This is a genomic window from Streptomyces sp. CA-210063 (genome assembly GCF_024612015.1).
Taxonomy (GTDB): Bacteria; Actinomycetota; Actinomycetes; order Streptomycetales; family Streptomycetaceae; genus Streptomyces.
The window spans coordinates 672,823-698,339 of record NZ_CP102512.1 but is presented as its reverse complement, the minus strand read 5'-3'; the positions used below and the strand labels follow the sequence as shown (position 1 = coordinate 698,339).

At 70.8% G+C, this 25,517-nt stretch carries 23 protein-coding genes; 13 read left to right on the top strand and 10 right to left on the bottom strand.

All coding sequences use genetic code 11. The annotated features are described in order from the left end of the window. Positions 1-48 precede the first annotated feature (48 nt). The 3 genes from JIX56_RS02995 to rhaI form a co-directional block, all read right to left on the bottom strand. A complete protein-coding gene (locus JIX56_RS02995) occupies positions 49-1,497 on the bottom strand; it encodes a rhamnulokinase (protein ID WP_257537194.1) in 1,449 nt (482 codons plus the stop codon). Continuing rightward, on the bottom strand, positions 1,494-3,533 hold the full coding sequence (locus JIX56_RS02990; RefSeq protein ID WP_257537193.1) for a bifunctional aldolase/short-chain dehydrogenase: 2,040 nt from the start codon (positions 3,531-3,533) through the stop codon (positions 1,494-1,496). Before JIX56_RS02990 ends, JIX56_RS02995 begins: the two co-directional genes overlap by 4 nt. A gap of 135 nt (positions 3,534-3,668) precedes the next feature. After that, on the bottom strand, positions 3,669-4,838 hold the full coding sequence (gene rhaI, locus JIX56_RS02985; RefSeq protein ID WP_257537192.1) for an L-rhamnose isomerase: 1,170 nt from the start codon (positions 4,836-4,838) through the stop codon (positions 3,669-3,671). A gap of 257 nt (positions 4,839-5,095) precedes the next feature. Between rhaI and JIX56_RS02980 the strand changes: the two genes are divergently transcribed. The 9 genes from JIX56_RS02980 (at position 5,096) to JIX56_RS02940 (ending at position 14,980) form a co-directional block, all read left to right on the top strand. Next, positions 5,096-6,613 (top strand): sugar ABC transporter ATP-binding protein, encoded by a 1,518-nt coding sequence (locus JIX56_RS02980; RefSeq protein ID WP_257537191.1) that lies wholly within the window; start codon positions 5,096-5,098, stop codon positions 6,611-6,613. Further along, entirely contained in the window at positions 6,610-7,650 is a 1,041-nt protein-coding gene (locus JIX56_RS02975; protein WP_257537190.1) for an ABC transporter permease, read from the top strand. The genes JIX56_RS02980 and JIX56_RS02975 overlap by 4 nt, the downstream gene beginning before the upstream one ends. Further along, positions 7,643-8,656, top strand: coding sequence for an ABC transporter permease (locus tag JIX56_RS02970; protein ID WP_257537189.1), 1,014 nt, complete (start codon positions 7,643-7,645; stop codon positions 8,654-8,656). The genes JIX56_RS02975 and JIX56_RS02970 overlap by 8 nt, the downstream gene beginning before the upstream one ends. Positions 8,657-8,725: 69 nt before the next feature. Further along, positions 8,726-9,808 (top strand): rhamnose ABC transporter substrate-binding protein, encoded by a 1,083-nt coding sequence (rhaS, locus tag JIX56_RS02965; protein WP_257537188.1) that lies wholly within the window; start codon positions 8,726-8,728, stop codon positions 9,806-9,808. A 17-nt stretch (positions 9,809-9,825) separates the two neighbouring features. Further along, positions 9,826-10,146: an L-rhamnose mutarotase gene (locus tag JIX56_RS02960; RefSeq protein WP_257537187.1), complete on the top strand. Its 321-nt coding sequence runs from the start codon at positions 9,826-9,828 to the stop codon at positions 10,144-10,146. 64 nt (positions 10,147-10,210) lie between these two features. Further along, positions 10,211-11,635 (top strand): BNR repeat-containing protein, encoded by a 1,425-nt coding sequence (locus tag JIX56_RS02955; RefSeq protein WP_257537186.1) that lies wholly within the window; start codon positions 10,211-10,213, stop codon positions 11,633-11,635. A 112-nt stretch (positions 11,636-11,747) separates the two neighbouring features. Continuing rightward, complete coding sequence (locus JIX56_RS02950; protein ID WP_257537185.1) at positions 11,748-12,773, top strand: LacI family DNA-binding transcriptional regulator; 1,026 nt, start codon at positions 11,748-11,750, stop codon at positions 12,771-12,773. Between the two features lie 112 nt (positions 12,774-12,885). Then, positions 12,886-14,187 carry an alpha/beta hydrolase gene (locus tag JIX56_RS02945; protein ID WP_257537184.1) on the top strand — a complete coding sequence of 434 codons (1,302 nt, stop codon included), beginning with the start codon at positions 12,886-12,888 and terminating at the stop codon, positions 14,185-14,187. Positions 14,188-14,227: 40 nt separating this feature from the next. After that, the gene (locus JIX56_RS02940; protein WP_257537183.1) at positions 14,228-14,980 is read left to right on the top strand and encodes a PIG-L deacetylase family protein; all 753 of its coding nucleotides are present in this window, start codon (positions 14,228-14,230) and stop codon (positions 14,978-14,980) included. 29 nt (positions 14,981-15,009) lie between these two features. On the opposite strand, the gene JIX56_RS02935 is transcribed toward JIX56_RS02940, so the two are convergent. Then, the gene (locus JIX56_RS02935; protein ID WP_257537182.1) at positions 15,010-15,207 is read right to left on the bottom strand and encodes a DUF5999 family protein; all 198 of its coding nucleotides are present in this window, start codon (positions 15,205-15,207) and stop codon (positions 15,010-15,012) included. A gap of 124 nt (positions 15,208-15,331) precedes the next feature. Here JIX56_RS02935 and JIX56_RS02930 point away from each other — a divergent pair, with 124 nt between their 5' ends. Beyond that, the gene (locus JIX56_RS02930) at positions 15,332-16,162 is read left to right on the top strand and encodes a pentapeptide repeat-containing protein (RefSeq protein WP_257537181.1); all 831 of its coding nucleotides are present in this window, start codon (positions 15,332-15,334) and stop codon (positions 16,160-16,162) included. Here the strand turns inward: JIX56_RS02930 and JIX56_RS02925 are convergent. Beyond that, positions 16,147-17,622, bottom strand: coding sequence for a cytochrome P450 (locus JIX56_RS02925; protein ID WP_257537180.1), 1,476 nt, complete (start codon positions 17,620-17,622; stop codon positions 16,147-16,149). The genes JIX56_RS02930 and JIX56_RS02925 overlap by 16 nt on opposite strands. A gap of 106 nt (positions 17,623-17,728) precedes the next feature. Between JIX56_RS02925 and JIX56_RS02920 the strand changes: the two genes are divergently transcribed. Both JIX56_RS02920 and JIX56_RS02915 read left to right on the top strand, forming a co-directional pair. Next, positions 17,729-18,337 (top strand): TetR/AcrR family transcriptional regulator, encoded by a 609-nt coding sequence (locus tag JIX56_RS02920; protein ID WP_257537179.1) that lies wholly within the window; start codon positions 17,729-17,731, stop codon positions 18,335-18,337. 131 nt (positions 18,338-18,468) lie between these two features. Beyond that, positions 18,469-19,194 carry a DUF2470 domain-containing protein gene (locus tag JIX56_RS02915; protein ID WP_257537178.1) on the top strand — a complete coding sequence of 242 codons (726 nt, stop codon included), beginning with the start codon at positions 18,469-18,471 and terminating at the stop codon, positions 19,192-19,194. Here JIX56_RS02915 and JIX56_RS02910 read toward each other — a convergent pair. The 4 genes from JIX56_RS02910 to JIX56_RS02895 form a co-directional block, all read right to left on the bottom strand. Further along, entirely contained in the window at positions 19,162-20,433 is a 1,272-nt protein-coding gene (locus JIX56_RS02910) for a lactonase family protein (protein ID WP_257537177.1), read from the bottom strand. The genes JIX56_RS02915 and JIX56_RS02910 overlap by 33 nt on opposite strands. A 255-nt stretch (positions 20,434-20,688) precedes the next feature. Then, positions 20,689-21,846 carry a hypothetical protein gene (locus JIX56_RS02905; protein WP_257537176.1) on the bottom strand — a complete coding sequence of 386 codons (1,158 nt, stop codon included), beginning with the start codon at positions 21,844-21,846 and terminating at the stop codon, positions 20,689-20,691. A gap of 80 nt (positions 21,847-21,926) precedes the next feature. Next, positions 21,927-23,189, bottom strand: a complete 1,263-nt coding sequence (locus JIX56_RS02900) for an aromatic acid exporter family protein (protein ID WP_257537175.1) — start codon at positions 23,187-23,189, stop codon at positions 21,927-21,929. Between the two features lie 136 nt (positions 23,190-23,325). Then, on the bottom strand, positions 23,326-23,820 hold the full coding sequence (locus tag JIX56_RS02895; RefSeq protein ID WP_257537174.1) for an FBP domain-containing protein: 495 nt from the start codon (positions 23,818-23,820) through the stop codon (positions 23,326-23,328). Positions 23,821-24,045: 225 nt separating this feature from the next. Between JIX56_RS02895 and JIX56_RS02890 the strand changes: the two genes are divergently transcribed. Continuing rightward, a complete protein-coding gene (locus JIX56_RS02890; RefSeq protein WP_257537173.1) occupies positions 24,046-24,315 on the top strand; it encodes a hypothetical protein in 270 nt (89 codons plus the stop codon). A gap of 139 nt (positions 24,316-24,454) precedes the next feature. On the opposite strand, the gene JIX56_RS02885 is transcribed toward JIX56_RS02890, so the two are convergent. After that, positions 24,455-25,483: an SDR family oxidoreductase gene (locus JIX56_RS02885; protein ID WP_257537172.1), complete on the bottom strand. Its 1,029-nt coding sequence runs from the start codon at positions 25,481-25,483 to the stop codon at positions 24,455-24,457. Between the last annotated feature and the right edge of the window lie 34 nt (positions 25,484-25,517).

The following is a 25,517-nucleotide window of genomic DNA, read 5'->3' as shown; positions in this document are numbered from 1 at the left end:
TCGGCGACGGGACACCCCTGGCCGATCGGCCCGCGGGGACGGCCCCGCTCACCGCTCGGTGAGCCGGGCCTCCGCCGCGCGCCAGGCCGCCGGGTCGCCCTGCGGCTCGTACCGCACCAGCGGCTGGGTGCGGGCGAGGAGCTGCCGCATCGAGGCCCGGTCGCCCACCAGGCCATGGCTACGGGCCTGGACGAGGACATTGCCCAGGGCCGCCGCCTCCGCCGGTCCCGCCACCACCGGCAGCCCGCAGGCGTCGGCGGTGAGCTGGCAGAGCAGGGCGTTGCGGGTACCGCCGCCGACGATGTGGACGACGTCGACGGGGTGGTCGGCCAGCGCCTGGGCCTCGGTGACGGCCCGCCGGTGGGCGAGGGCCAGCGAGTCGAGGATGCAGCGGGTGATCTCGGCGGGCGTCCTGGGGACGGGCTGCCCCGACTCCCGGCACGCCTCGGCGATCCGCTCCGGCATCCGGCCGGGCGCGAGGAACGCCGAGTCCCCGGCGTCCACGACCGACCGCAGCGCGGGCACCGTCGCGGCGGCCCGCAGCAGCTCGCCGAGATCCGGGTCCCCCCACTCCCGTACGCACTCCTGGAGCAGCCACAGCCCCATGATGTTCCGGAGGTAACGGACCGTGCCGTCCAGCCCCAGCTCATTGGTGAAGTTGGCCGCCCGGCTCGCCTCGGTCAGCACCGGCGCGTCCAGCTCAAGACCGGCCAGCGACCAGGTGCCCGTACAGATGTACGCGAACCGCTCGCCGGTGGCCGGCACGGCCGCCACCGCCGAAGCGGTGTCGTGCGACCCGACCGCCGTCACCGGAACCAGGCCCGTCAGCCCGGTCTCCTCCAGCACCCGCTCCTGGAGGAACCCCGCCGGATCCCCGGGCCGCCGCAGTGGCGCGAACAGCTCCAGATCGACCCCGAGCCGCTCGGCCACGTCGTACGACCAGTCGCGCGTCCGGGGATCGATCAGCTGCGTCGTCGAGGCATTGGTCAGCTCGGTGCCCAGCTCGCCCGTCAGCCAGTACGTCAACAGATCGGGGATGAGCAACAGCCGCTTGGCGTATGCCAGTTGGGCGGAGGACCGGGCGGCGACCAGCTGGTAGAGCGTGTTGAAGGGCGCGTACTGCAACCCTGTCGCCGCGTACAGCTCGGCGGCGGGCACGGAGGCCCACACCTTCTCCGCGACGCCCTCGGTACGGGAGTCCCGGTAGTGCACCGGGTTGCCCAGCAGGGCCCCGTCACCGTCGAGCAGCCCGTAGTCGACGGCCCAGCTGTCGATGCCGACGGAGTCGACCTGCCCGGCCGCCTTCAGCCCGTCGAGCACCCCCGCGTACAGCGCGAGCACATCCCAGCGCAGCCCCTCGGGCGTCCGCACCGGCCGGTTCGGGAACCGGTGGGCCTCGACGAGTTCCAGCGAGTCCCGCCCCGCGCGGCCGACCATGACCCGCCCACTGGACGCACCGAGGTCGACCGCCGCGTACGACTTCACGGACCCGCTCATCGCAGGAACGCGGCGGCCACGCCGGCGTCGACCGGAACATGCAGACCGGTGGTGTGCGTCAGCTCCCCGCCCGTCAGCGCGAACACCGCGTTCGCCACGTGCTCCGGCAGCACCTCGCGCTTGAGGATGGTCCGCTGCGCGTAGAACTCGCCCAGCTTCTCCTCCTCCACCCCGTACACGGCGGCCCGCTGGGCACCCCAGCCCGCCGCGAAGATCCCGGAGCCGCGCACGACACCGTCCGGGTTGACCCCGTTGACACGGATGCCGTGCTCGCCCAGCTCGGCGGCCAGCAGCCGCACCTGGTGCGCCTGGTCGGCCTTGGTGGCGGAGTAGGCGATGTTGTTGGGCCCGGCGAAGACGGCGTTCTTCGAGGCGATGTAGACGATGTCGCCGCCCAGACCCTGCGCGATCATCACCCGAGCCGCCTCACGCGACACGAGGAACGAACCGCGCGCCATGATGTCGTGCTGAAGATCCCAGTCCTTCGCCGACGTCTCGAGGAGCGGCTTGGAGATCGAGATGCCGGCGTTGTTGACGACGAGATCGACACCGCCGAAGGCCAGCGCGGCCGCCTTGAAGGCCGCACCGATCTGCTCCTCGTCCGTCACGTCGACGGTCACGGCGACGGCCTTGTCGGCCCCGCCCAGCTCCTCGGCGACGGCGGCGGCGTTCTCGGCGTTCAGATCGGCGACGACGACACAGGCCCCCTCGGCGACGAGCCGATGGGCGATGGCCTTCCCGATCCCGCTCCCCGCACCCGTGACGAGCGCGACCCGCGTCGCCAGCGGCTTCGGCTTGGGCATCCGCTGAAGCTTGGCCTCCTCCAGCGCCCAGTACTCGATGCGGAACTTCTCCGACTCCTCGATCGGCGCGTACGTCGACACCGCCTCGGCGCCCCGCATCACATTGATCGCGTTGACGTAGAACTCACCGGCCACCCGCGCGGTCTGCTTGTCCTTGCCGAAGCTGAACATGCCCACACCCGGGATCAGCACGATCGCCGGGTCCGCGCCGCGCATCGCGGGGGAGTCGGGCTCGGCGTGCCGCTGGTAGTAGGCGGCGTACTCCTCCCGGTACTCGGCGTGCAGCTCCTTGAGCCGCGCGATCGCCGTGTCGAGATCGGCGGCCGGCGGAAGATCCAGCACGAGCGGCCGGACCTTCGTACGAAGGAAGTGGTCGGGGCACGAGGTCCCCAGGGCGGCGAGCCGCGGGTGCTCCGCACTCGCCAGGAAGTCGAGGACGACCTCGGAGTCGGTGAAGTGCCCGACCTGCGGCTTGTCCTGCGAGGCGATGGCCCGGATGTGCGGGGCCAGGGCGGCGGCCCGCTCACGCCTCTGGGAGGAGGCCAGGGCCGCGTACCCGTCGAGCACCGGCCCGAACGGCTCCGCCTTCCCCCGCTCGACGAGGAACTGCTCGGCGGTCCGGATGATGTGCAGCGAGTTCTTCTCGCACTCCTCGGCGGTGTCACCCCAGGCGGTGATCCCATGCCCGCCCAGGACACACCCGATGGCCTGCGGGTTCTCCCGCTTCACGGCCGCGATGTCCAGCCCCAGCTGGAACCCCGGCCGCCGCCACGGCACCCACACCACACTGTCCCCGAAACACTCGGCGGTCAGCTTCTCCCCGTCGGCGGCACAAGCGAGCGCGATCCCGGAGTCGGGGTGCAGGTGGTCCACATGGGCCGCGTCCACGAGACCGTGCATGGCGGTGTCGATGGACGGCGCCGCCCCACCCTTCCCGTGCAGGCAGTAGTCGAACGCGGCCACCATCTCGTCCTCGCGCTCCACACCCGGGTACACCTCGACGAGCGCCCGCATCCGGTCCAGCCGCAACACGGCCAGCCCGGCTTCGGTGAGCGTGCCGAGGTCCCCTCCGGACCCCTTCACCCACATCAGCTCCACGTCACCACCGGTGACGGGGTCGGTGTCGGTCCCCTTGGCGGACGTATTGCCACCGGCGTAGTTGGTGTTCCGGGGATCAGCGCCGAGCCGACGGGACCGAGCGAGAAGGGCGGCGGCTTCGGGATGGGTTGCCATGCGAGATCAATCCTTACGGTGACGTATGTACGAAAGGGGACTGCGGCGCCCCGTCAGGGGCGCGGGGAACTGCGCGATCAACCACACACGACCCGCAGTCCGCAACGGACGAGAACTGGCAGACGAGACCCGGTATCAGGCTCCCCAACCGGCTTGCTCTCCTCCCACCCGCTCCTCAACGATCTTCGAGGCCCACCCGGACCGCCGGTACGCCCCCATGGGATCGGCGTCCAACCCCATCTCCTCGCGCACCTCACGAAGCAACGGCCGCACATCCGTGTTGTACGCGTCCATCACCACGGCGTTGGCCTCGAGCACATCCCCGGCCTGCTGAGCGGAGCGCAACGCGTCCCGGTCAACCAGCAGCGCCTTCGCCGTGGCCTCCTGCACATTCATCACCGACCGGATGATCGCCGGAATCTTCGCCTCGATGTTGTGGCACTGATCGAGCATGAACGCGACCTCAGGAGTGAACCCACCGCCACGCACGACCTCGTACATGATCCGGAACAGCTGGAACGGGTCGGCGGACCCGACCATCAGGTCGTCGTCCGCGTAGAACCGCGAGTTGAAGTCGAACGCGCCGAGCTTCCCCTCCCGCAGCAGTGTCGCCACGATGAACTCGATGTTGGTGCCGGGCGCGTGGTGCCCGGTGTCGACGACGACCTGTGCCTTCGGCCCGAGCTTGAGGCAGTGGGCGTAGGCGGTACCCCAGTCCGGCACATCGGTCGTGTAGAACGCCGGCTCGAAGAACTTGTACTCCAGCAGCATCCGCTGGTCGTCCCCGAGCCGCTCGTACACCTCGGCAAGCCCCTCGGCCAGCCGGTCCTGGCGCTCACGGATGTCGTCCTGGCCGGGATAGTTCGTACCGTCCGCGAACCACAGCTTCAGGTCCCGCGACCCGGTCGCGTCCATGATGTCGACGCACTCCAGCAGGTGATCGACGGCCTTGCGGCGCACCGACGCATCCGGATGGCAGATGCTCCCCAGCTTGTAGTCGTCGTCCTGGAAGGTATTGGAGTTGATGGCGCCGAGCTTCACGCCACGCTCCTCCGCGTGCTTCGAGAGCTCTGCGTATCCATCGGAGCCCTCGACCTTGTCCCAGGGGATGTGGAGGGCCACGGTCGGGGCCACGCCGGTGAACTCGTGGACCTTGCCGGCGTCGTCCAGCTTCTCCCAGGGATTGCGCGGAACACCCGGCTGGGCGAACACCTTGAAGCGGGTTCCGGAGTTTCCGTACGCCCACGACGGCGTCTCGACGGCCTGGGTCTTGAGGGCGGCCTTCACCGCGGCGAGCTCGGTCACGTCAGGGCTCCTACCGACTTCGATGTCTGAAACGATTCAGAACGGGAAACTATGAGCGGCTCGCCAGACTGTCAACCCCCCTGGTCAAGACAGCTGCCCGTGACCCGGTTGTGACCTCTTCTATCGAAAGAATTTCGGCCGGAACCCATTGACGTGACCTGCGTGTGGTGCCTAACGTCCCGGCAATCCAGTTGAAACCTTTCACGACGCAGTGAGGCAGCTTCTCGCTAGCCACCGGCCGTCGTCGAGGAGCCCCCATGACCCACCGGTCCGACAAGGGTCCGGCCCCCGTTCTCGCTCTGAAGGGCGTCTCCAAGTCCTTCGGCGCCGTACGCGCCCTGCGGGACGTGTCCCTCGAACTGTTCCCGGGCGAGGTGCACGCACTCGCCGGGGAGAACGGCGCGGGAAAGTCGACCCTGATCAAGAGCCTCGCCGGGGTGCACCGACCGGACTCCGGTCAGGTGCTCCTCGACGGCGCGCCCACGGTCTTCCACGGCCCGGCCGACGCCCGGGACGCGGGCATCGCCGTGATCTACCAGGAGCCCACGCTCTTCCCCGACCTGTCGATCGCCGAGAACATCTTCATGGGCCGCCAGCCCCGGCGCGCCCTCGGCCGCATCGACCACAAGGCCACCCATGCGGCGACCCTCGCCCTGATGCAGCGGCTCGGCGTCGAACTCGACCCCGACCGCCCGGCGCGCGGCCTGTCCATCGCCGACCAGCAGATCGTCGAGATCGCCAAGGCGCTGTCCTTCGACGCCCGCGTGCTGATCATGGACGAGCCGACGGCGGCCCTCACCGGCAGCGAGGTGGCCCGGCTCTTCGGCGTCGTCCGCACACTGCGCGAGCAGGGCTCGGCCGTCCTCTTCATCTCCCACCGGCTGGAGGAGATCTTCCAGATCTGCCAGCGGGTCACCACGCTGCGCGACGGCGCCTGGATCTCCAGCGAACCGATCGACGGGATGACCGAGGACGACCTGGTCCGCCGCATGGTCGGCCGCGACCTCGACGAGCTGTACCCCAAGCAGGAGGTCGAGCCGGGCGAGGTCGCGCTCAGTGTGCGCCGGCTGACCCGCGAGGGCGTCTTCACCGACGTCTCCTTCGACGTCCGGCGCGGCGAGATCGTCGGCCTGGCCGGCCTCGTCGGAGCCGGCCGTACCGAGGTGGCGAGGGCCGTCTTCGGCATCGACCGCTGGGACGCGGGCGAGGTCGACGTCGACGGCAGGGCGCTCACCAACGGCGCCCCCTCCACCGCCATGTCCGCCGGGCTCGCCCTGGTCCCCGAGGACCGCCGCGCCCAGGGCCTGGTGATGGACATGTCCATCGAGCGGAACATCGGCCTCACCGGACTCCGTACGACCGTGAAGGCCGGTCTCGTCGACCGCGGCGCCGAACGAAGCCGCTCCCTCGACTGGGCGGTCAAGCTCCAGGTGAAGTACGCCCGGATCGCCGACACCGTCAACACCCTGTCCGGCGGCAACCAGCAGAAGGTCGTCCTCGCCAAGTGGCTCGCCACGGGCCCGAAGGTACTGATCGTCGACGAGCCCACCCGGGGCATCGACGTCGGTACCAAGGCCGAGGTGCACCGCCTGCTCAGCCAGCTCGCCGCCGACGGCGTGGCCGTGCTGATGATCTCCTCCGACCTGCCCGAGATCCTCGGTATGGCCGACCGCGTGCTCGTGATGCACGAGGGCCGGCTCACCGCCGAGATCCCTCGCTCCGAAGCCACCGAGGAATCCGTGATGGCCGCAGCCACCGGGAGGGCCGCCGCATGACGGTGACCACCCCTCAGAACACCCCCGTCACCGAGGTGCCCAAGTCCAGTGGCACCCGGCTGGTGGACCGCGTCTTCAAGATGCGTGAACTCGCCATCCTGGTCGTCTTCCTGGTGATGATCGTCGTCACCCAGCTGGGCAACAGCGAGTTCCTGACCGAACAGGGCATCAAGGACCTGCTGCTCAACGCGACCATCCTGGTGCTGGTCGCCGTAGGCCAGTCGCTGGTGGTCATCACCCGGAACGTCGACCTGTCGGTCGGCTCCACCCTCGGCATCAGCGCCTTCGCCGCCGGTACGTATCTCCAGGGCGGCGGGAACGCGGTTGTGGCCGTGCTGCTGGCGGTCCTGATGGGCATCGGCTTCGGTCTGCTGAACGGCCTGCTCGTCAGCCTCGGCCAGGTCCCCGCGCTCGTCGTCACCCTCGGCACGCTGTACATCATCCGGGGCATCGACTCGATCTGGGTCGGCTCCCGGCAGATCACCGCGGCCGACCTGCCCGACGGGTTCGTCGACTTCGGCTCCGGCGGTATCTCGGCGGTGCCGTACCTGGCGCTGATCGCGGTGGCGGTGCTGGTGGCGACGGCGTACTACCTGAAGCACTTCGGCAGCGGCCGCGAGCTGTACGCGCTCGGCTCCAACCCGGAGGCCGCCCGCCTCGCCGGTATCCCGGTCCGCAAGCGGATCCTGGTCGCCTACACCTTCTGCGGTGCCCTCGCCGGCCTCGCCGGAGCGCTGTACCTGGCCCGGTTCGGCAACGTCGACTCCAGCACCGGCAACGGCTACGAACTCACCGTCGTCAGCGCGGTCGTGGTCGGTGGCGTCGTCTTCACCGGCGGCTCCGGCAGCGTCTACGGGGCGGCCCTGGGCGCCCTGCTGCTGACCTCCATCAACAGCGTGCTGCCCGCCCTCGGCGTCAGCTCGGTGTGGGTGCTCGCGATCAACGGCATCCTGCTCATCCTCGCCATCGCCGTGGACCGTGTGGTCGCGCTGCGGGTGGCGACCGCCCTGAAGAAGAGGAACGCCCGCCATGGCTGACTCCACGCTGTCGCGCGCCGTCCGCTGGGACACGGTCGTCGGCGCCCTCCTCATCGTCGTACTCCTGCTGTCCTTCGGTAGCGTCGACGGCTTCGGGAACGCGCTCAACCTGTCCTTCCTCATCGGCAACACCCTGCCGATCGCGCTGATCGCCCTGCCGATGACCCTGCTCGTGGTGGCCGGCGAGATCGACCTGTCGGTCGCCTCCACGGCCGGACTGTCCGGCGCGGTGATGGGGGCCCTGTGGAACCAGGGCATGACCATCGAGACGATCATCCCGATCTGCCTGGCCCTCGGCGTGGTCTGCGGACTGATCAACGGCCTGCTGGTCACCCGGCTCGGTCTGTCCTCCCTCGCCGTCACCATCGGTACCCTCGCCGCCTACCGGGGCATCGCGCAGATCGTGCTCGGCTCCGACTCGGTGACCGACTTCCCCACGCAGTACCTGGACTTCGCGGCCGGCCGCATCGGTGACAGCTTCGTCCCGCAGGCCTTCATCCCCTTCCTGGTCCTGCTCGTCATCGCCGTGGTCGCCCTGCATCTCACCCCCTTCGGGCGCTCCCTCTACGCGATCGGCGCCAGCGAGGAGGCCGCGCGGTTCGCCGGCATCCGGGTCAGGCGGCAGAAGCTGGTCCTGTTCACGGTGACCGGCCTGATGGCCTCCCTCACCGGCGTCTTCTGGGCCCTGCACTACGCCAGCGCCCGCTTCGACAACGCGACCGGCCTCGAACTCTCCGTGGTGGCCGCCGTGTTGCTCGGCGGCATCGACTTCGACGGCGGCAAGGGCACGCTCGGCGGCGCGATCGCGGGAGTCTTCCTGCTGGGCACGCTGCAGAACGTGATGAGCCTCCAGGACGTCTCCGCCCAGTCGCAGATCGTCGTCACCGGCGTCCTGCTCGTCCTCTCCGTGCTCGGCCCCCGGGTCGCACGTCAGATCTCCGTCGCGAGGGCCGGCCGTAGAGCAGCCTCAGCGCCGGTGCCAAAGGCGCCCACTCCAGCCTCCTGAACGGCTGGGCCCCCACCGCCGACCTCGTACACGCTCACCCGCCCGTCCCTCAGTGACAAAGGAACCCTCATGCGCAAGGCAACACTCCGCCGCTCCTGTGCGGCCCTCGCCGCCGTCACCTCCTTCGCCCTCGCCGCCACCGCCTGCGGCGGCACCACCAAGGAGGACGTCAAGAGCGACACCGCCTCGGCGAGCGCCACCGGCAAGGCCGACCCGAACGCCGAGCTGAAGAAGGGCCTGACCGTCGGCTTCCTGCCGAAGCAGGTCAACAACCCGTACTTCACCTCCGCCGACAAGGGCGGCGAGGCGGCCCTGAAGGAGCTGGGCTCCACCTACAAGGAGGTCGGCCCGTCCAGCGCCACCGACACCTCCGGCCAGGTCTCCTACGTCAACACGCTCACCCAGCAGCAGGTCGACGCGATGGCCGTCTCCGCGCAGGACCCGGGCGCCCTGTGTACCGCGCTCAAGCAGGCCATGAGCAACGACATCAAGGTCGTCACCTACGACTCCGACACCAAGCCGGAGTGCCGCAACGCCTTCGTCTCGCAGGCCAGCGCCGAGGACCTGGGCCGCACCGAGGTCCAGCTGCTCGCCGAGCAGATCGGCTACAAGGGCGAGATCGCGATCCTGTCGGCCGCGCAGACCGCGACGAACCAGAACATCTGGATCGACTTCATGAAGGACGAGCTCAAGGACCCGAAGTACAAGGACATCAAGCTCGTCAAGGTCGCCTACGGTGACGACGACGCCCAGAAGTCCTTCCAGCAGACCCAGGGCCTGCTCCAGGAGTACCCGAACCTGAAGGGGATCATCTCCCCGACCACGGTCGGCATCAAGGCGGCCGCGCAGTACCTGTCGGGCTCCAAGTACAAGGGCAAGGTCAAGCTGACCGGCCTCGGCACCCCGAACGACATGCGCAAGTACGTCAAGAACGGCACCGTCGAGGCGTTCGAGCTGTGGGACCCGGCGAAGCTCGGCGAGCTGGCCGCCCGTACCTCGGTGGCGCTGGTCTCCGGTCAGATCACCGGCCAGGAGGGTGAGACCTTCACCGCCGGCGACATGGGCGAGTACACCATCGGCAAGGACGGCGTGATCAGCCTCGGCAAGCCGACCGTCTTCAACAAGGACAACATCGACCAGTTCAACTTCTGATCCCTGGAGGGGTGTTGATGAAACGCGTGTGCTTCCTGCTGAAGGTCAGGGCGGATCGCCTCGACGAGTACCGCGAGCGGCACGCCGCCGTGTGGCCCGAGATGCTCGCAGCGCTCTCGGCCACCGGCTGGCACAACTACTCGCTCTTCCTGCGCGAGGACGGCCTGCTGGTCGGCTACTTGGAGACCGAGGACTTCGAAGCCGCACAGGCCGGCATGGAGGCCACCGACGTCAACGCCCGCTGGCAGACGGAGATGGCGCCGTTCTTCGAGTCGCTGGACGGCGCCCGCCCCGACGAGGCCATGAAGCCGCTCACCGAAGTGTTCCACCTGGACTGATCTCCCCGTATCTCCCTTCCCCGCCCCCCTTCCCCGCACCTCGCTCGACAATGGAGTCCCCGAGATGAAGAGACGTACGCTGCTCGGCGCCGCCCTCGCCGGTGCCGTGGTGGCCCCCGCCCTCGGCGCCACCACCGCCCGCGCCGCCGACCCCGGCCCCTCGGTCACCCAGACCGGCAACACGCTGCTGGACAGCCAGGCCATCTTCTTCGTGTCCTACGACGGCCTCGTCAACAACAACTCGTTCCAGAAGAACGCCCTGCTGACCTACAAGGGCTACCAGTACGCCGTCTGGTACACCGCCGACCGCAACGCCGTCGTCGGCCGCCGCGTCCTCGGCTCCGGCACCTGGTCCACCGTCAAGGTCGGCCACACCCTGCGCTACAACGACTCCCACAACGTCATCTCCATGGGCGTCTCCGAGGTCGACGGCCGTCTCCACCTCAACATGGACTCCCACAGCGACGGCTTCACCTACGTCAAGTCGGTCGCCGGGCTCATGGACAACCCGGCGGGGCTGAGCTGGACCACGAGCCGCTTCGGCGCCCCGCAGTCCACCCTCGACGGACTCGCCCTCACCTCGCAGTTCACCTACCCGCAGTTCATCTCGATGCCCGACGGCAAGCTCCAGCTGAGCTACCGCGCCGGCATCTCCGGCAACGGCCGCAACGCCCTCGCCGAGTACAACGGCACCTCCTGGACCAACCTCGGCGAGTGGACCAGCTCCACCGGCACGTACACCAGTGAGCACGGCTCCTCGACGGCCCGCAACATGTACCTGCACGGCATCGACTACGACCGCAACGGGCGCCTGCACGCCATGTTCACGTGGCGTGAGCAGAACGGCGCCGTGATGTGCAACGGCGGCGGCATCACCAACCACGACACCGGCTACGTCTACTCGGACGACCTGGGCCGCACCTGGCGCAACAACGCGGGCGCCGTCGTCGGCACCACCGGCGGCTCCGACAAGGTCTCCGTCACCGACACGGGCCTCGTCGTGGACGCGCTCAACCCGGACCACTCCCTGATGAACCAGGAGAGCCAGTGGACCGACTCCGCCGGCCGACCGCACGCGATCATCAGCTACGTCCCCGGCCGCTTCGGCCAGTGCACCACGAACTACGTCGCCGACCGCACGGCCAACGGCCGCGCCTTCCTCGTCCGCAAGAGCTCCTCCGGAGCCTGGGCGAAGACCGAGATACCGGTGCCGCTGAACTCCAGCCAGCGCACCAAGCTGGTCATGGACAAGTACAACAACGCCTACGCGATCTTCCCGTTCGGCCGGATCGCCGGTGCCTCGGCGGCCTCCGGGCACACCGACTGGAAGATCCTGTTCGACGGCTCCGGGCTCAACGCCTTCGGCGAGGTCGTGTTCGACGAGAGCCGGATCGCCCAGGACAACGTCCTGTCCGTGATGTACCAGGTGAAGTCGAGCGGCACCACACCGTCGGCGCTCCGCGTCATCGACTTCGCCCTGCCCGCCTGATTCCCGTACAACGGGAACGTTCCCGCGCCTGACTAGGCCATTCTCTGCGGTGGCCCGAAGGTAATGTGAACGCATGCCCGCCGCTCCGCACCTTCCTGGAGGTTCCCACCCCATGGCCCAGTCGGTGGGTATCAAGGACGTCGCCGCTGCCGCCGGAGTCTCCGTCGGCACGGTGTCGAACGTCATCAACCGGCCGGACTCGGTGGCCTCCGGGACGCGAGCCCGGGTACAGGCCGCGATAGACCGTCTCGGCTATGTCCGAAGCGAATCGGCGCGCCAGCTGCGGGCGGGGCGCAGCCGCATCATGGGGCTGCTCGTGCTCGACATGGGCAACCCCTTCTTCGTCGACGTCGCGCGCGGTGCCGAACGGGCCGCGCGCGACGCCGGGCTCGGCGTGATGGTCTGCAACAGCGCGCAGAGCGCGGGCGAGGAGTCCGACTACCTGTCGCTCTTCGCCGAACAGCGCGTGCGCGGTGTGCTCCTCACCCCCGCCGACGCCACTGGACGCAACATCGAGGCGTTCCGCCGCCACGGCATCCCCTTCGTCCTCGTCGACCGGGTCGCCGAGGGCACCACCGAGTGCTCGGTCTCCGTCGACGACGTCGCGGGCGGCGCGCTCGCCGTACGGCATCTGGTCGACGCGGGCCACCGCTCCCTCGCCTACGTCAGCGGACCGGCGGGCCTCAACCAGGTCCGCGACCGCCGTACGGGCGCTCTCAACGCCCTGCACGAGGCGGGACTCGGCGCCGACGCGCTGCGCGAACTGCCCACCGAGCGCCTCGACGTGGCCGCCGGCCGTGACGCGGGCGCCCGCCTCCTCGGCCTCGCCGACCGCCCGACCGCCGTCTTCTGCGCCAACGACCTGCTCGCCCTCGGAGTCCTCCAGGCCATGTACGCGGCCGGCGTGAGCGTCCCCGACGACCTCGCCATCGTCGGTTACGACGACATCGAGTTCGCCGCCGCGGCCGCCGTCCCCCTCACCTCCGTACGGCAGCCCGCCGTCACCATGGGCGCCCTCGCCGCCGAACTCCTCCTGGAGGAGACCGAGGCCGAGACCGCGCCCACCCCGCACGAACACCGGCGGGTCGTGCTCCAGCCGGAACTGGTGGTGCGGCGCTCCAGCCTCTCGGCGCGCTGAGCCGTCATTCAGTAGAGGTTCGCGGGAATTTCTTGATCCACGGGCTCGGCCGGGCGAAGAATCTGTGCTGGAGTGGACCACGGCCTGGAATCCGTCCGTTCAAGGAGCCCTGTTGTCCGTCAGCTACCGGCAGCCCGGTGTCGTCCTCACCGACCGTCGCTTCACCGTCCCCCTCGACCACGAACACCCGGCGGGGGAGCGGATCGAGCTCTACGCCCGCGAGGTCGTCGCGAGCGACAAGACGGATGCCGAACTGCCCTGGCTCGTCTATCTGCAGGGCGGCCCCGGCTTCGGGGCGAACCGTTTCATCGGCCGTGAGGCCTGGCTGGAGCGGGCCCTGCGGGAGTACCGGGTCCTGCTCCTGGACCAGCGCGGCACGGGTGCCTCCACCCCCGCCAACCGCCAGACCCTTCCGCTGCGCGGCGGCCCCGTCGAACAGGCCGACTACCTCGCCCACTTCCGCGCCGACTCCATCGTCCGCGACTGCGAGGCCATCCGCACCGAGGTCACCGGCGGCGCCCCCTGGGCCGTCCTCGGCCAGAGTTTCGGCGGCTTCTGCGCGGTCACGTATCTGTCCCACGCGCCCGAGGGTCTGAGCACGGTCGTCATCACCGGCGGACTGCCCTCCCTCGACGCGAACGCCGACGACGTCTACCGGGCCGCCTACCCGCGCATCGAACGCAAGGTCGACGCGCACTACGCCCGCTACCCGCAGGACGTCGAGCGGGCCCGGCAGATCGCCGAGCACCTTCTCCAGCACGACGTCGTCCTGCCGAACGGCTACCGGTTCACCGTCGAGGCGTTCCAGTCGCTGGGCATCATGCTCGGCCGCGGCGACGGCAGCCACCGGCTGCACTTCCTGCTGGAGGACGCCTTCGTCCGCACCCCGCAGGGCCCCTCCCTCTCCGACTCCTTCCAGGAGGAGGTCCAGGGGCTCCTGTCGTACGCGGGCCACCCGCTGTACGCGCTCCTCCACGAGGCGATCTACGGCCAGGACCCGGGCCCCACGGGCTGGGCCGCGGAGCGGGTGCGCCGCCGGTTCCCGCAGTTCGACGCCGCCAAGACGCTGACCGGCGACGGCCCGCTGCTGTTCACGGGCGAGTCCGTGCACCCCTGGATGTTCGACAACGACCCCGCCCTGCGCCCGCTGCGCGAGACCGCGGAGGATCTGGCCGAGGGGCGGGGCTGGCTGCCCCTGTACGAGCCGGACCAGCTCGCCGTCAACGAGGTGCCGGTCGCGGCCGCGATCTACCACGACGACATGTACGTCGACACGGCCCACTCGCTCCGGACGGCCGGCGCCATCCGCGGCCTGCGCACCTGGGTCACGGACGAGTTCGAGCACGACGGCGTACGGGCCGGGGGACCGCGCGTGCTGGACCGGCTGCTGGCGCTGACACGCGACGAGGAGTGAGCGCGGTCAGGCTGTCGGTGCTCAGGGCTACTGTGCCGATATGACCGACCCGCAGAAGGACCAGCCAGCCCCGCTCGAACCCATGCCCGACGACTGGCGGCGCGCCCTCGCCGTGGTGGCCCACCCGGACGACCTCGAATACGGCTGCTCGGCGGCGATCGCCGCCTGGACCGACGCGGGCCGCGAGGTCGCCTACGTCCTGGCGACCCGTGGCGAGGCCGGCATCGACACCCTGGAGCCCGCGGAGTGCGGCCCGCTGCGCGAGAGGGAGCAGCGGGCGAGCGCGGCCGTCGTGGGCGTGTCCGAGGTCGAGTTCCTCGACCACAAGGACGGCGTCGTCGAGTACGGCCCCGCCCTGCGCCGGGACATCGCGGCCGCCATCCGCAGACACCGCCCCGAACTGGTCATCACCCTCAACCACCGCGACACCTGGGGCGGGGTCGCCTGGAACACCCCCGACCACGTGGCCGTGGGCCGCGCCACCCTGGACGCCGCCGGCGACGCCGGCAACCGCTGGATCTTCCCGGAACTCGTCGAACAGGGCCTGGAGCCCTGGGGCGGCGTCCGCTGGGTCGCCGTCGCCGGTTCCTGGACCCCCACCCACGCCGTCGACGCCACACCCGGCCTCGACCGCGCGGTCGCCTCCCTCCTCGAACACCGCACCTACCTGGAGGCGTTGACGAAGAAGGACCCCGAGACATACGCACGAGAGTTCCTCACCGGATACGCGCGCACCACGGGGGAGCGGTTCGGCGGCAGACCGGCGGTGGCGTTCGAGCTGTTCCCTCGGTGACGGACGTCGAGGCGTAGCCGTCGTCGGGTTCAGGCGGCGAGGGCGTGGCTCAGGGTGCGCAGCGGGGCGACGACGCTGCCGTCCGGCAGGAGCTCACCGGTGTCGTCGAAGACGATGGTGCCGTTGCAGAGGAGGCTCCAGCCCTGTTCCGGGTGGGCGGAGACGATCACGGCGGCGTGGTGGTCGGGGCTGTCGGCGGTGGGACAGGCGGGCCGGTGGGGGCACATGATGTCTCCTCAGGGGATCCGTCCGAGGTGTCCACCTCAGTCGTAGCGAAGCTTGTTTTCGGTTGTATTAGAGACGCCTCCGCCCCCGAAAACTCATCGGTGAGTTCTCGTTAGGGTGAACCGTATGGAACAAGGATCCGGTGACGCCCTCAACCTGCGTGACCTGCGCGCGGACTGCGCCAGCTGCTTCGGCCTGTGCTGTGTGGCCCTGCCCTTCACCGCCTCGGCGGACTTCGCCGTCGACAAGGCCGCGGGCCGGGCGTGCGGGAACCTCGGGGACGACTTCCGGTGCGGTATCCACACCCGGCTCAGGGACAAGGGCTTCAACGGCTGCACGGTCTACGACTGCTTCGGCGCCGGACAGAAGGTCTCCCAGGTCACCTTCGGCGGCGAGAACTGGCGTACGGGCGGCCGCGAGCACGCCCGGCGGATGTTCGACGTGTTCCCGGTCGTACGCCAACTCCACGAACTCCTCTGGTACCTGACCGAAGCGCTGACCCTCCCCGCCGCCCGGCCGGTGCACGCCGACCTGCGCCGGGCCCTCGACGAGACCGAGCGGCTGACCGGGCAAACGGCCGAGGAACTGGGGAAGTTGGACGTCTCCGCGCACCGGCAGGGAGTCAATGAGCTGCTCCTGCGGGTCAGTGATCTCATGCGGGCGGGCGCCGGGCGCAAGCAGAACCGCCGGGGCGCCGACCTCATGGGCGCGCGCCTCAAGGGTGCCGACCTCAGAAAGGCCAACCTCCGTGGCGCCTACCTCATAGCCGCCGACCTGACCGGCGCCGATCTGCGCGGCGCTGACCTGATAGGCGCCGACCTCCGCGACACCGACCTCACCGACGCGGACCTGACCGGCGCCTTCTTCCTGACCCAGCCCCAGGTCAACGCGGCACGCGGCAGCGCCGGGACCCGTCTGCCGGCATCAGTCACCCGCCCCGCTCACTGGACGGCGTGACGGCGGCGAGGGCATCGCTCCACGTTCAGCCGCAGCCCGGCCGGCATCAGTGTCAGCCGCTCGGCCACCCGCAGCCGGTACGCGGGGTCCGGCCGCACCTCGTAGCGGCGCAGCAGCAACCCCAGCACCAAGGTGGCCTCGTGGAGCGCGAACTGGCGGCCGATGCAGGCCCGCGCCCCCGTGCCGAACGGCTTGAACGTATGCGGAGGCCGGGCGCGTACGGCCCCCGCGTCGAAGCGGTCCGGGTCGAACCGCTCGGCGTCCGCGCCCCAGACCTCCGGGTCGCGGTGCAGCATCGCGGCCAGTACGAGCGTCCAGGCGCCCCGCCGCATCGGATGGACTGCGCCCAGCACGGTGTCCTCGCGCGCCTCCCGGGAGAAGGCCGGTGCCGTCGGCCACAGCCGCAGCGCCTCGTCCAGCACCCGCCGCACATACCGCAGCTTCGCCACCTGCTCATAGCCGGGCCGCGCGGTGCCGCCCCACACCCGGTCCACCTCCGCGCGGGCGCGCGCGGCCACGTCCGGATGCTGGGCGAGGTAGTGCAGGGCGAAGGAGAGGGCGCCCGAAGTGGTCTCGTGACCGGCGATCAGGAAGGTGATGACCTGACGCCGGACGTTCTCGGCGGAGAGCCGCTCCCCGGTGTCCGGGTGCGCGGTCTCCAGCATGCGGTCGAGCAGATCACCGTCACCGGCGCCACCGATACCGCCACTCGACGACCGCCGCGCCCGCACCACCGCGTCGACCGTCTCGTTCAGATACGCCATGTCCGCCCGGTTGTGCCGGGCGGCGCCCCGCAGCAGCAGCGGGGCCAGCGGGTCGGGGACGAGGTTGCGGCGCTGGGCGTAGGTCAGCGTGCCGACCATCGCGGCGACGAAGGGGTGCGGCCTGGTGCGCTCGAAGGAGCCGAAGTCGTGGCCGAAGCCTGTGCGGGCGATCGTCTCCAGCGTCAGCTTGGTCATGTCGCCGGGCACGTCCACGGTGGCGCCCGCCGCGCCCGCCCGGTCCCAGTGGTCCATCAGCCGCTCGGCCACGTCGAGCATCATCGGGTGGTAGCCCGCCATGGCCTCCCGGCTGAAGCCCGGGGCCAGGACGTCGTGCGCCAGTTGCCAGTTGGGCTCGTGGTTGTACGCCGTGAAGAGCCCGTCCCCGGCCACCGGCCGCAGATTGGCGACCCCCAGGCCCACATGCTTGGCGAACCGTGACTCGTCCGCCAGCTCGGTCGCGAGCCCGGCGCCTCCCACGAAGACGATCTCCTTGCCGAACGCCTTCCGCCGGAAGATCGGCCCGAGCCGCCGCCCGAGGCGCAGGGAGTCCTGGATCGGCGTACGGACGTTCGTGCCGAGCGCGTCGCCGATGACGGGCAGCCGGTACGGCGGACGCGGTATGCGGTGCAGCTCGGGCCAGCCCAGCTCGGCGCTGCGGAAACCCCTGACAGCCGTGGGCCCGGTCGTCGCCGTCATGACCACATCTCCCTCGCGCGCACGCCGTACGAAGCTGTTGTACTCGGGTTCAATAGCGGGTCCAGTCTCATCCTGTTGTTGAACCCGCGTCAAGTAAAGTGCCGCCATGGCAGCCAAGCAGGGAGAGCGGCCGCGCCGACGGCTCAGTACCGAGGAGCGGCGCGAGCAGCTTCTCGCGGTCGGGACCCGGCTGTTCGCGGAGAGTTCGTACGACGACGTGTGGATCGAGCAGGTGGCCGAGATCGCCGGTGTCTCGCGGGGGCTGCTCTACCACTACTTCCCGAACAAGCGGGACTTCTTCGCGGCCGTGGTCGAGCGCGAGAGCGAGCGGATGCTGCGGATGATGACCCCCGCACCGGGTCGGTCGGCGCGTGAGCGGCTGGCCAACGGACTCGACGCCTTCCTCGCGTACGTCGAGGAGCACGCCCACGGCTTCCGGGCCTTCCATCGCGCCGACGCCACCGGCGACCAGACCGTGCGCAAGGTCTATCAGCGCGCCCTGGCCGCGCAGGAGGCGCAGATTCTGGCGGCGCTGGCGTCGGACACCGAGTTCGCTGCGGCGCTCGACGGGCGGCCGGAGATGCGGCTCGCCGTACGCGGGTGGCTGTCGTTCACGACGGCCGTGTGTCTGGAGTGGCTGAGGGGTTCCGAGTTGTCCCGGGAGCAGGTGCGGGACCTGTGTGTGCGGGCGCTTTTCGGAGTGCTCGCCGACTGAGTTCGGCTCGCTCGCGAGCCGTGTTCGGTTCGCTGGGGCGAACAGGGAGTTCACCCGACTGGCGGGAGGTGGTTGGCGTACGCCCGGATCTTCGATAGGTTAGGCAAGGCTTACCTAAGGGAGGTTTTGGGATGGGTGACCGTCACATCTGGACGGCCGCGCCCGCCGCGGCGGAGCGTGCCCGCTCGATGCTCGCGGCGGCGTGGTCCTGCGCGGTGACCGCCGAGGGCGGTCGCGAGGAGTTCGTCGGCGCGCACACCGTCACCGAGGACGGCCGGGTGATCCTGTGCGTCCCCGAGGACAGTACGCTCGTCGCCGCCGCGATCTGCGCGCCGCGTGGCGAGCCGTCCGCCGTGCTGGAGTTCGCCGACGTGGCGCCCGTCCCCGTGCGCAACCGTATCCGGGCCCGGCTCTGGCTCGCCGGCTGGTTCGCGCCCAAGGACGGGGACCTGGAGTTCCGGGCCACCCGCGTCGTGCTGCGCGAGCCGTCCGGCGCGGTCGTGGTCGACCTCGACGAGTTCGCCGCCGCCCGACCGGATCCGCTGGCCACGGCCGAGTCCCGGCTGCTGACCCATCTCGCCGACGCGCACCCCGATGCCGTCGAGCGCCTCACCCGGCTCGTCCCGCACGACAGCCTGCACGGCGCCGTACGCGTCCAGCCGCTCGCCGTCGACCGGCACGGCCTCACCCTGCGCATCGAGCGGGCACGCGGCAACGGCGACGTACGCCTGGCCTTCCACAAGCCCGCCGACGACATGGCGCAGCTCACCGAGCGCATGCACATCCTGCTCTCCCGGGCGAGCGCGGCGTCCTGCCCGGGCGCCCTACAGCGGCAGCGCACAGACGGCGACGGGTGACGCGAACGGCTCGCCCGCGCGCCGCAGTTCACCGGTCTCCGGGTCGACCTGGAAGACACTGACCGCGCTCGACCGCTGAAGCGCGGCGAACAGCAGACCGCCGCCCGGCGACAGGGCGATCTGGCGCGGGAAGTCCCCGCCGACCGGCACGGTGTCAAGGAGCTTCAGCCGGGCACCGCCGGCCTCGACCGCGTAGCGCGTCAGACTGTCGTGCCCCCGGTTGGCGAGATACGCATGCGAGCCGTCCGGCGTCACGACCAGCTGCGCCGGGTAGTTCGTGCCCGAACCCGTGCCCGTGGACTGCGGGGCGCCCGGCGTGAGGCGCCCGCTGTCGGGGTCGTACGCGCAGACCACGACCGTGTTGTCGACCTCGCCCGCGAGATAGGCGTACCGGCCCCCGGGATGGAAGGTGAGATGCCGGGGCCCCGCGCCGGACCGGGTCCGCGCCCGGGAGACCTCGGTGAGCGTGCCCCGGGACTCGTCCAGGCGGTAGGTGTACACCGTGTCGGTGCCCAGATCGACGGCCAGGACATGACCCCCGTCGGGACTGGTGACGATCTGGTGCGCGTGCGGGCCCTCCTGACCCGGGCCCGGCGCCGGACTGCTGTGCACGACCAGGTCCGTGCGCTCGCCGATGGCACCCGAGTCCTCGACGGGGTGCACGGCCACACTGCCCGACCCGTAGTTCGCGCTCAGCAGCCACCGCCCGCTCGGGTGCACCGACAGATGACAGGGGGCCTCGCCGCCGCTGCTCCGGCTGCCGAGAACCTTCCGGTCGGACAGCCGTACGGCGGTCACCCCGCCCTCCGCCCGCTCGTTCACGGCGTACAGCGTCCGGCCGTCCGGGTGAACAGCGAGGTAGGACGGGTCGTCGACCCCGGTGATCGTCCCCTTGCCCGTGATACGGCCGCTCCTGGCGTCGTACGTCGCCACGCCGATGCCGGTGCCGCCGCCCTCGGCCGAGGTGTACGTGCCGAGGTAGAGCGGTTGGGGGCCGGTGGCGGCGGGGGAGGGGGAGGCTGCCTCGGACGCGGCGCCCGCCGCGGCCTCGGATGCCGCCTCCGCCTCCGCCGACGGAGCCGTGGAGGGGTTCCGCGCGGGGGCCGGCGAGGTGGGCCCGGCCGTCCCGTCGGAGCCCGCGCAACCGGCCAGGGAGGCCGGTACGGCCGCCCCCGCCAGCAGCCCGAGGACGCGGCGCCTGCTCCAGCCGCCTCGGTCCCCTACCGCCTCACTCGTCATGCGTGCACCTCGGGTGTCGGTCGTCTCGGCCGTCACCACCTTGACGGGTGCGAGCGCCTCGACGCAAAGCACGACGGCGGACGTTGCGCGCCATGCAACGCCCGCCGCCGGGGTCTGTCACCGGCGGAGATGCCGTGTCGGCGACCGGACGCCGTACCTAAGTCGGCTGGGATGCCGTGCAGAGATCCGTAGCGGATGCCGTGCGAAGGCCCGCTACGGGACCTGGTGCCTGCCGAGGTCCCGTGGCCGTCTCCGCTACCAGTCGCCGTCCTGGATCGGCCGGCCCGGTGCGTCGCCGAGGGGCTTGACCTGGCCGGGGGTGGGTGGCTGCCACGGGTCGAGGTCGTCGCCGAGCCAGTCGCCGACCGGCTTCACGGTGCCGAGGGCGTCGGCCGGGTCGAGATCGTGGGCGTCCTGGTCGTAGTAGTCGAACCAGGGCAGCCCCGCCCGGGTGTACGCCGCGCGGTCCACCGGCGACGGCGGCGGGGCCTCCCCGGTGATCCGGCGCCACTCGGGCGGGGTGACGAGGTGCACGAAGATCCGCCCGGCCGGCTTCTCGGCCCAGCTGCCGCGCGGCCACGTGTCACGGTAGACCTCCTGGCGCATGGAACCGCCGACCCCGAGTCCCATCGCGGCGGGAGCCCGGGGCGGGGCCGCGGGGGCGCTGCGCGCGGGCGCCGCGCCCGGCGCCGCCATCGGGTACGCGGCGCCCGGAGGCATCGGCCCGCCACCCGGCGGAGGGGGCATGGGGGCGCCGGTGAACGGGGGTGGCATCGGTGCGGCACCCGGCGGCATCGGGACCGGGCCCGTGGCGCCGTAGCCGCCGTACCCACCGATCGGGCCGATGTTCCGCTCCCGCTGGGCGCGCAGCCGCTCCCCCTCACGCCACCCGGCGAGCTGCTTGTCGTTCAGCGGGAACGACTGCAGCTGGACCCCGCCGAACACCTCCTCGCCGGTGACCTGGCCCTCGACCGTGGCGCCGAGCCCGAGCGGGACGGCCACGAACTGGCGGACCGTGCCCTTGCCGGAGTTGATGCCGTCGAGCCACGGCTGACGCGGCAGCACCACATAGTTCTGCGGGTCACGGACGAGCGTGCCGCTCCACGGCTTGCCCGACACCGCGCACACCTTGCCGACGCCGACCTGGAGCGCGGCCGGTTCCGTGGAACCGCCGAAATGCAGCCACATCGCCTCGCGCAGATACACGGGGAGCATCACACCGCCGCGCGCCCGCATCTCCTCCGGAGCGGTGTGCGGGTGGTCCTCGACCCGACGGATCGGGAAGTCGCCCAGACCGGGCGGGAGTTGGTGGGTGCCCGTCTCGGGAAGGCGCAGGGTGCGCTTGAAGCGCACCTGTACACCGCCCGGCAGATGCAGTGTGGTCCCGTCGATCCGCACGGTGCCTTCGGCCATTCCGTACGCTCCCCTCGATATCGCGTGGTGCTTTGTCACCTGGTGCGACGTCCCTTGGTGCGACGTCCCTTGGTACGACGTCACTTAGCACGTCCGGCGGGGCCGGACCGGTTCCGCTTTCGCCGGAGGGGGCGCGGGATGCGTACGCGCTCGCGGAGGCGCGTGAGCCGGGGGGAGCGCTCGCGCTGTTCGCGGGTGCAGCGGTCGAGTTCCTCCAGGAGCCGCTGGGAGCGGTGTTCGGTGTCCAGCTCGTCCAGTATGCGGTTGACCTCCGTCAGCACGGCACCGTGCAGCTGCCACTGGTTCGCGTCTCGCTGGACCTCTTCGAGGAGCAGTTGGGCGAGCTTGTCGCGGGTCGTGGTGGCCGTGGACAGCTCCGCGGCGAGCCGGTCCTCCGCGGACTCGGCGCTGCGGGTGACGTCGGTGGTGACCAGTACGGCGAAGCTGACCACGGCGTCGCCGATCTCGGCGAGCAGCCGCTCGATGGCGGCCCCCACCTGGGCGGAGAACAGCGGACTCGGCTCCCGCTCCCGGGCGAGGTCGGTCAGGGTGCGGGCCAGCACCCTGAGGACCACCGTGCAGATCTCCAGCGTGTCCAGACCGGTGCGCAGTACGACCCGGTGCAGCAGACCTTCCCGTACGCGCGGATTGAGCTTCAGGCTGTCCTCGGCCTGTCTGAGGGCCGCGTCCACCTCGACGATGTCGAAGTCGAGCTCCCGGGCCTCGTGGAGCCGGGCCGCCGCGGCCTCGGCGGGGGTGCGGCCCGCGGCCTCCTCGCCCACGCGGATCATCAACCGCCGCATCCGCCGGGCCAGATCCTCGATGGACTCGCCGGCGGCCTCCACCCACACCGGGGGAGCGAGCAGGAAGTTGAAGGCGAGCCCGACGACCGCGCCGATCAGCGTCTCCAGGACCCGCGCCCACGCGGTGTCCCCGACCCGGGTCACCCCGAGCACCAGCATGGCGCTGATCGCCACCTCGGGCACGAACTCGCTCACCCGCACGAGATGCCCGACGGCCAGCGAGGCGAGGATGATCAGGCCGAGGCTCCACCAGGTGAGCCCCACCAGGGCGCTGAAGGCAATGGCGATGACGACGCCCGCCACCACCGAGTTCACGCGGCGGACACCGGTCGTGAGCGTGGCGTAGAGGGTGACCTGCACGACGAGAAGCGCGGTCAGCGGCGCCGTCAGGGGCGCCGCCTCCGAGCTGAACTGCAACGCCACCACATAGGCCACGGTGGCGGCCGCCGCCGACCGCACCGACTGCACGATCACCGGATCCTGCCGCCACTTCGCGACCCGCGTGCGAATCAGGGCCCACACACCACGTACGTCTCGCATCCTTGCGCTGTTCCCCATCCGCCGCGGTACCGAACTCCTGAACGGGGACCCTAGCCGCACGGGTGACTCCGAAGGAGGTCCTGATCCACCTGCACGACGTCGAGGCGGCGCGGCTGCTGAACCGATGGCGGGGGGCTCAGTCGTACAGCTTCTCCAGGAACGCGGACAGATTGCCCACCGTCCGGGCGATCTGCTCCTCCGTCGTCAGACTCTCCTCGAACCGGCTCCCCGTGTCGAGCGGCTTCCTGCCCCGGACATACAGCGAGCACGCCAGGTCTGCGCACATGTACACCCCCACCGAGTTCCCCTCCCGCCCGGCCGCGCCCGCCTTCCGAGCCGTCATCAACGACACCCCGTCCCCCCGGTGCGTCGTCAGACACAACGAGCACATGCTGCGATGCAGGAACCCCCGCCGCGCGGCGGGGAAACGCAGGGTGACGCCGACCAGTCGACCCGCCCGCTCGGTGACGAGATAACTCCGGTCGGGCGCCCCCGGGTCCCGCCATCCGAGGAAGTCCAGATCCTCCCAAGGCCGTCGCTCCAGATCACGCGGTATCGAGATCCGCTTCGCCTCGCCCTTGGAGCAGTTGATGAACGAGTTGCGGATGTCCTGCTCGGTGAGCGACTTCACAGTGGGTCCTTCAGGTGTGGGGGATGGATGGGAAACCTGCGGCCTGGAAACCAGGAACCTAGGGATACTAGGTTTCCACCTAAGGTACTCGGCGTTCTGGGAGGGGACCAACGGATTACTTCGACTTGGGCGCGCGTATCGCCGGGGACGTCACCCTGGAACTCCTGGTTTGGGCCGACCGGGCCGAGGTACCCGCGCCCGGTGCACGACAGGAGGGAGCACGCCGTGACCGATCATCGGCTGGAGGGTCCCGGCGAGCACGGTGACCCCGTACCGAGGGACCTGCCCGACCAGCAGGCGGGGGCGGGCGAGGACCCGTGGGAGGCGGCGCCGACGCGCGCCACCGACGACGAGGAGAACGCGGAGAACGACGAACCGGCCGCCGATACCACCGACGTCCCCGACACGGACGAGGCGGGGACCGGCAGGCAGGGCGCACCCCGGTCGGCCGCCGCCAACCCCCAGCAGCCCGTACCCGACGAGCCGTCCGGCTGACCCCGAGGTCTTCCACGGCCGCCCCTGAGACTCGGCGCCTCCCCGGTGGGACCCGGGGAGGCGCCGTTCACGGTTCACGTCGAGTCGAGCTGCTCGACCGCAACCGATTCGATCGGCGTACCCGATTCGATCGGCGCACTCAGCCGACCTTCCGCCCCCGCAGCGGCTCCGTCTCCGCCCCGGCCCCCTGTCGCATTCCTTCCAGGAACTCCTCCAGGACCTCCACCGCCGTGCGCTCGGGCCGCCAGCCCAGTTCGTCGCGGGCCTTGGTGCAGTCCATCAGCGGCAGCCGCAGTACGGCGTCGAAGAGGTGCGGGGAGGCGGGCAGCAACCGCAGGTTCCACGCGGCGGCGACCGCGGACCGGGCCGCGACCCTGGGCAGCCGCACCGCACGGGAACCCAGCACCTCGCTGAGCAGGGCGGCGTCCACGGGCGGCTCGGCCGCGAGGTTGAAGGCCCCGCGGACGTCGGTGTGCAGCGCCAGCCGGTACGCCTGGGCGGCGTCGTCGGTGTGCAGGGCCTGCACCGTCAGCCCGGGGATGTCGGGCAGGAACGGCAGCAGGTCGGGCCGGGCCAACGGCCCCGGCAGGAAACGCCCGCCGAAGATACGGCGCTGCTCGCTCGCCGACTCCCGCTTGAACAGGAACGCCGGCCGCATCCGTATCACCCGGACCCCGGGATGCTCGTGCTGGAAGGAGTCCAGCGCGCGCTCCAGATACGCCTTCTCCCGGCAGTACGCGGCGTCGGGCCATCCGTGCGTGGGCCACGACTCGTCGACCGCGTGATCCTTCGGCCCCGGTGAGTAGGCGCCGACCGACGAGGCGTGCACCAGCTTCGGGACCTTCGCCGCCGCCACCGCCTCGAAGACACGCATGCTGCCCAGCACATTGGTCCGCCAGGTCACGGCCGGATCGTGCGTCGGCTGGAAGGCCCAGGCGAGATGGACGACCGCGTCCGCCCCTTCGAACTCCTTGACCAGATCGGCCTCCTCGGATCCCAGGTCCACGGCCGACCAGTCCGTCTTCGCGGGCGCCCCGTCGGGAATCCGACGGGCCAGTCCCCGAATCCGACCGACCTCCGCGTCCTCCGCGAGCAGCCGCACCAGACTCGTCCCCACATTGCCGGTGGCGCCAGTGACCACGATCCTGCTGCCGGATTCTCCGTCCACCGCTGACTCCTCTCGCGCGCTTCGATTCCCGCAG

Bases quoted from the DNA above. Each gene is read 5' to 3' on its own strand.
- JIX56_RS02995 (WP_257537194.1), bottom strand. From the start codon at position 1,497: ATGAGCGGGTCCGTGAAGTCGTACGCGGCGGTCGACCTCGGTGCGTCC.
- JIX56_RS02990 (WP_257537193.1), bottom strand. From the start codon at position 3,533: ATGGCAACCCATCCCGAAGCCGCCGCCCTTCTCGCTCGGTCCCGTCGG.
- JIX56_RS02980 (WP_257537191.1), top strand. From the start codon at position 5,096: ATGACCCACCGGTCCGACAAGGGTCCGGCCCCCGTTCTCGCTCTGAAG.
- JIX56_RS02975 (WP_257537190.1), top strand. From the start codon at position 6,610: ATGACGGTGACCACCCCTCAGAACACCCCCGTCACCGAGGTGCCCAAG.
- JIX56_RS02970 (WP_257537189.1), top strand. From the start codon at position 7,643: ATGGCTGACTCCACGCTGTCGCGCGCCGTCCGCTGGGACACGGTCGTC.
- rhaS (WP_257537188.1), top strand. From the start codon at position 8,726: ATGCGCAAGGCAACACTCCGCCGCTCCTGTGCGGCCCTCGCCGCCGTC.
- JIX56_RS02960 (WP_257537187.1), top strand. From the start codon at position 9,826: ATGAAACGCGTGTGCTTCCTGCTGAAGGTCAGGGCGGATCGCCTCGAC.
- JIX56_RS02955 (WP_257537186.1), top strand. From the start codon at position 10,211: ATGAAGAGACGTACGCTGCTCGGCGCCGCCCTCGCCGGTGCCGTGGTG.
- JIX56_RS02950 (WP_257537185.1), top strand. From the start codon at position 11,748: ATGGCCCAGTCGGTGGGTATCAAGGACGTCGCCGCTGCCGCCGGAGTC.
- JIX56_RS02940 (WP_257537183.1), top strand. From the start codon at position 14,228: ATGACCGACCCGCAGAAGGACCAGCCAGCCCCGCTCGAACCCATGCCC.
- JIX56_RS02935 (WP_257537182.1), bottom strand. From the start codon at position 15,207: ATGTGCCCCCACCGGCCCGCCTGTCCCACCGCCGACAGCCCCGACCAC.
- JIX56_RS02930 (WP_257537181.1), top strand. From the start codon at position 15,332: ATGGAACAAGGATCCGGTGACGCCCTCAACCTGCGTGACCTGCGCGCG.
- JIX56_RS02925 (WP_257537180.1), bottom strand. From the start codon at position 17,622: ATGACGGCGACGACCGGGCCCACGGCTGTCAGGGGTTTCCGCAGCGCC.
- JIX56_RS02920 (WP_257537179.1), top strand. From the start codon at position 17,729: ATGGCAGCCAAGCAGGGAGAGCGGCCGCGCCGACGGCTCAGTACCGAG.
- JIX56_RS02915 (WP_257537178.1), top strand. From the start codon at position 18,469: ATGGGTGACCGTCACATCTGGACGGCCGCGCCCGCCGCGGCGGAGCGT.
- JIX56_RS02910 (WP_257537177.1), bottom strand. From the start codon at position 20,433: ATGACGAGTGAGGCGGTAGGGGACCGAGGCGGCTGGAGCAGGCGCCGC.
- JIX56_RS02905 (WP_257537176.1), bottom strand. From the start codon at position 21,846: ATGGCCGAAGGCACCGTGCGGATCGACGGGACCACACTGCATCTGCCG.
- JIX56_RS02900 (WP_257537175.1), bottom strand. From the start codon at position 23,189: ATGCGAGACGTACGTGGTGTGTGGGCCCTGATTCGCACGCGGGTCGCG.